Genomic DNA, 2,666 nt, shown 5'->3' with positions numbered 1-2,666 from the left:
TTGTTATAGAATATGCCGAAAATTTTAAAAGGATTTAAGATGAAAAGACTTTTTTCTAGCTTGTCTAACAAGATAGCCTTTTTGCTGACAGCTTGGATGCTAATAGGCATAGGCATATTTTTTAGCATAAACTACTCAAATTCCAAGTCGGAAAAAATTCAGTCGTACAACAGTGTGCGCAAAACAGGGCTTAAATCGACGATGTACTTTGTCGATGAGTTTTTAAAGTCAAGACTTCACATGGTGCAAAACTTTGCAAAAGAGCTAGAGGATAAAAAGCTCTACGCTAGCAAAGAAAGCATCAAAGATGCTTTAAAAGGTGCGCTTATCATTTCGCCATTTGATGCGCTATTTATTGGCTATGCAGATAGCGGAAACGTCATAAAAACCGACCTTGCAAAAAACAATGAGCCATTTTTGATACCAAATTTTGACGGTCGCACGAGGGCTTGGTTTAAGGATGCGCTTAGTAGTGGCAAGGCTGGATTTTCCGAGCCATATATCGATGTTTCGTCTAAAAATTTAACCATTACCGCTTATGCCCCAGTTTTTGATGAAAGCAATAAAATGGTTGCGGTTCTTGGTGCAAATATCTTTTTAAATAGCCTTAGCAAGGAGCTTTTAGAGATAAAAACGACTAAGACTTCAAACATCATGATCGCCGATGACAACGGCAGAGTGATAGTACATCCTGATACAAATTTGATCACAAATCAAGATGAAAACTACAACAAGATCATCAAAGAAAATATGCAAAAAAGTATAGAGGGCGACAAGGTTTCGCTATTTTTCTATGGTGGTATGAGAAACGTCATCTACTGCCAAAACCAAAAGCTAACAGGCTGGAACGTCTGTATAGTGGCTGACGCTGATGAGTTTGTGGCTGAAATAAAAAGCGCTTCAAATAAGCAAATTTTGATGTTTAGTACATTTTTGATCTCAGTCATCATCGCTATCATCGTGGTCGTTAGATACTTCTTAAGGCCGGTTTTAACTATACAAAATGGGCTAGTCGAAGTCTTTAAATTTATAAACAACAAAACTTCAAATGTTGAACCCATCAAGCTAAAAACCAGCGACGAGCTAGGCGTTATGGCTAGCATTATCAACGAAAATATAGAAAGCACAAAAGAGAATTTAAATAGCGAGCGCGAATTTCTAGCTAAAACGCAAGAATTTGTTACAAAGATAAAAGGCGGCGACTTTAGAGCAACGCTTGATGCGACGACAAATAGCCAAGCACTGCTTAAACTAAAAGAGGCATTTGGCGAGCTACGTGACGCACTAAAGACAAATATCGCTTCAAATGAGCATGACATCTTAAAAGCGCTAGAAATTTACTTTAAAAATGACTTCACCGCTAGGATAAACGACGAGGGCGTCATCGCAAAAGGTATCGACGCGCTTGGCGATAAGATCGCGCAGATGTTAAAAAACAACGAAGAGATCGCAAAACTGCTAGAAGACCGTGCAAAAGCGCTAAAAGGCTACATGCAAGAGCTTACCACTAAGGCAAACAAGAGTGCGACTTCGCTCTCTGAGGGTGCGGCTGCGGTTGAGCAAATGAGTGCGTCTATGAGGCAGGTAAATGCAAGATCAGATGATGTCAAAAGGCAGTCTGAGGAGATAAAAAATATCATCACCATCATCCACGACATCGCCGATCAGACAAATTTACTAGCTCTTAACGCTGCAATAGAAGCAGCACGTGCGGGTGAGCATGGCAGGGGCTTTGCGGTGGTGGCTGATGAGGTTAGAAATTTAGCCGAGCGCACGCAAAAAAGCCTTGGTGAGATCGAGGCAAATGCAAATATCCTAACTCAAAACATCGACGACATGAGTGCGGCGATAAATGAGCAAACCATAGCGATCGCTCAGATAAACACGCTAGTTGCTGACATCGACAACCTAACAAAAGAAAATCTTGAAGTGGCAAATCAAACAAACAAAGCCACAAACGAGGTCGATGAGATAGCTGATCAGATCGTAAAAGAGGTCGCTAAAAACAAATTTTAGTGATTTTGGTCCTAGCAAACCAGCTAGGGCCTTTTGTTAAAACATTTTTGCAACATTTCTGATATAATCCCCGCATGAAATACGCACATTTAGTTCAAATAGCAGATTATCTATCGAAATTTAAAAAAATAAGCCAAGCAAAACGCCTTGGCGATATGGCTATTATGCTTGAATTTAGCGGTGAAAAGATCATCTTTGATCTAAATAAGTCAAACTCAGCGATTTATAAAGATGACGAGCTAAAAGAGGCGAAAATTTATCAAGCGCCCTTTGATAACGTCCTAAAAAAGCGTTTTAACGCCTCGCATATAAAAAGCGTCGAGTGCCTAAAAGACAATAGAATTTTAAAATTTACTTGCACACAAAGTGGCTCATATAAAAGCGAAAATTTCATCCTCTATCTTGAATTTACAGGCCGCTTTACAAACGCCGTGATAACTGATGAAAATAACGTTATCATCGAGGCTCTAAGACATATCGACAATAGCTACCGCAAGATAGAAACTGGCGAGGTTTTAAAAGAGCTGCCAGCTATCGCCATCAAAGAAAAGCCGTGCGAGCCGATAACTGACTTTGAGGCATTTTTTAAAAGTGAAGCAGCCAGGATAAACGAGTCTAGGATAGCTAGCTTAAAAGAGGCAAAGCTTACT

Annotated in this window: 2 protein-coding genes; both read left to right on the top strand. The window is 39.9% G+C overall.

Features of this window, described 5'->3' with window-relative positions; all coding sequences use genetic code 11:
• Window positions 1-39 precede the first annotated feature (39 nt).
• Entirely contained in the window at window positions 40-2,016 is a 1,977-nt protein-coding gene (locus tag Q0296_RS03730; protein WP_298036680.1) for a methyl-accepting chemotaxis protein, read from the top strand.
• Window positions 2,017-2,090: 74 nt separating this feature from the next.
• Window positions 2,091-2,666, top strand: a 576-nt coding sequence (locus Q0296_RS03725; RefSeq protein ID WP_298036678.1) for an NFACT family protein, incomplete at its 3' end; no start/stop codon positions are given.

It is taken from the genome of uncultured Campylobacter sp. (genome assembly GCF_937890585.1).
Taxonomy (GTDB): Bacteria; Campylobacterota; Campylobacteria; order Campylobacterales; family Campylobacteraceae; genus Campylobacter_A.
This window is presented reverse-complemented; position numbering and strand designations above follow the sequence as displayed.

Excerpts from the sequence above, each read along its gene's own strand:
- Q0296_RS03730 (WP_298036680.1), top strand. The coding sequence starts at position 40 with ATGAAAAGACTTTTTTCTAGCTTGTCTAACAAGATAGCCTTTTTGCTG.